We start from the raw sequence: 2,031 nt of genomic DNA on the forward strand, positions 1-2,031 counted from the left end.
GACGGCCTCGGCCGCCATATTCCAAGAGCATAGGTCGATGGACGTGAGCGAAAAAAGCAGCAAATACGCGGGCAGCAGCGCGAAGAACGAAGAAGGCGGCCTCTGGGAGACCATCAAGGTCATCGTTCAGGCCCTTCTGATCGCGGTCGTCGTGCGCACCGTGCTCTTCCAGCCCTTCAACATCCCGTCGGGATCGCTGATCCCCACGCTGCTGATCGGCGATTACCTGTTCGTCTCCAAGTACTCCTACGGCTACTCCAAGCACTCGATTCCCTTCAGCCCGGGCATCTTCTCCGGCCGCATCTTCGGCTCCGAGCCGAAGCGCGGCGAGATTGCCGTGTTCAAGCTGCCCAAGGACAACTCGACCGATTACATCAAGCGCGTGATCGGCCTGCCGGGCGACAAGATCCAGGTCATCGGCGGCGTGCTGCACATCAACGGCCAGCCGGTCCAGCGCGAGCGGGTGGAGGATTACAAGACCACCGACCTCTACGGCCGCACGATCTCCGTGCCGCAATACAAGGAGACGCTGCCCGGGGGCGTGTCCCACTTCGTCATCGAACGCGACGGCGACCGGGGCTATTGGGACAACACCAATGTCTACACGGTGCAGCCCGGCCACTTCTTCATGATGGGCGACAATCGGGACAACTCCACCGACTCGCGCGACGAGGCGAGCGTCGGGCAGGTGCCGTTCGAGAACCTGGTGGGTCGCGCCGAGATCATCTTTTTCTCCATCGACGAGAGCGCCTCCCTGTGGCGTCCTTGGGAATGGCCGCAGAAGATCCGCTGGAACCGTCTCTTCGAGCGGATCCGCTGACCCGTGGCACGCCGCAAGCCGAATCTCGACGAGCTTCTGAAGAAGCTCGGCTACCGCTTTGAAAAGCCCGAGCTCCTGGACGAGGCGCTCACCCATGTCAGCGCCCCCCAGGCGGCGGGCCAGAGCTACCAGCGGCTGGAGTTCCTAGGGGATCGCGTGCTCGGTCTCGCCATCGCCGAGCTGCTCTTCAAGACCTTCCCGAACGCGCCGGAGGGCGAGTTGTCCCGGCGCCTGGCGGAACTCGTGCGCCGCGAAAGCTGCGCGGAGATCGCCATCGCCTGGGATGTGGGGCCCTACCTCAAGCTCGGCGCCGGCGAAGCCCATTCGGGCGAGCGTCGCAACCAGACCATCCTGGCCGATGTCTGCGAGGCGATCATCGGCGCCGTCTTCCTCGACGGCGGCTACGAGGCTGCCCGCCGTCTCGTGGAGCGCTCGTTCCAATCCCTTCTGGAGGCGCCCCGCCGGCCCCTGCGCGACCCCAAGAGCGCCCTGCAGGAATGGGCGCAAGGGAGGGGGCTCCCGCCGCCGACCTATTCCATAGCCGAGCAGACGGGGCCCGACCACGCCCCCAGGTTCCGGGTCATGGTGAAGGTGAAGGACAGTGAGGGTGCATTCGGCCAGGGCACTTCGAAGCGCGTCGCGGAACAGGCCGCGGCTCGAAGCCTTCTCTTGAGAGAGGGCGTCTGGACGGAGGACGAGCATGGAACAGCCTGAGCAAACCAACACCAAGGCCGGGTTCGTCGCTCTCATCGGCGCGCCGAATGCGGGCAAGTCGACTCTCCTGAACTCGCTTGTCGGGTCCAAGGTCTCCATCGTGTCGCGCAAGGTGCAGACCACCCGTGCCCTGGTGCGCGGCATCGCCATCGAGGGCGAGGCGCAGATCGTCTTCGTGGACACGCCCGGCATCTTCAAGCCGAAGCGCCGCCTCGACCGTGCCATGGTCACGTCGGCCTGGGGCGGGGCGGGCGACGCGGACGTGATCGCGCTCCTGCTCGACGTGCGCAAGGGCGTCGACGAGGAGGCGGAGGCGATCCTCGCGAAGCTGCCGGAACTGAAGCAGCCCAAGGTCCTCATCCTCAACAAGATCGACCTGATCGAGCGCTCGAAGCTTCTCGACATGGCCTCCAGGCTCAACGAGCAGGTACCGTTCGCGCATACCTTCATGATCTCGGCCCTGAAGGGCGACGGGATCGACACGATGAAGCGCCAGC

Annotated in this window: 3 protein-coding genes; all 3 read left to right on the plus strand. The window is 65.2% G+C overall.

The genetic code is table 11. From position 1 onward, the window contains the following. The first annotated feature begins 37 nt into the window (after window positions 1–37). On the plus strand, window positions 38–820 hold the full coding sequence (gene lepB / locus RIF93_RS20355) for a signal peptidase I (RefSeq protein WP_375163914.1): 783 nt from the start codon (window positions 38–40) through the stop codon (window positions 818–820). A gap of 3 nt (window positions 821–823) precedes the next feature. After that, window positions 824–1,534, plus strand: a complete 711-nt coding sequence (rnc, locus tag RIF93_RS20360) for a ribonuclease III (protein WP_309093261.1) — start codon at window positions 824–826, stop codon at window positions 1,532–1,534. Further along, on the plus strand, window positions 1,521–2,031 hold a 511-nt coding region (era, locus tag RIF93_RS20365; RefSeq protein ID WP_309093262.1), incomplete at its 3' end, for a GTPase Era. The genes rnc and era, both read left to right, overlap by 14 nt.

The sequence above is a fragment of the Phenylobacterium sp. genome (assembly GCF_031181185.1).
Taxonomy (GTDB): Bacteria; Pseudomonadota; Alphaproteobacteria; order Caulobacterales; family Caulobacteraceae; genus Phenylobacterium.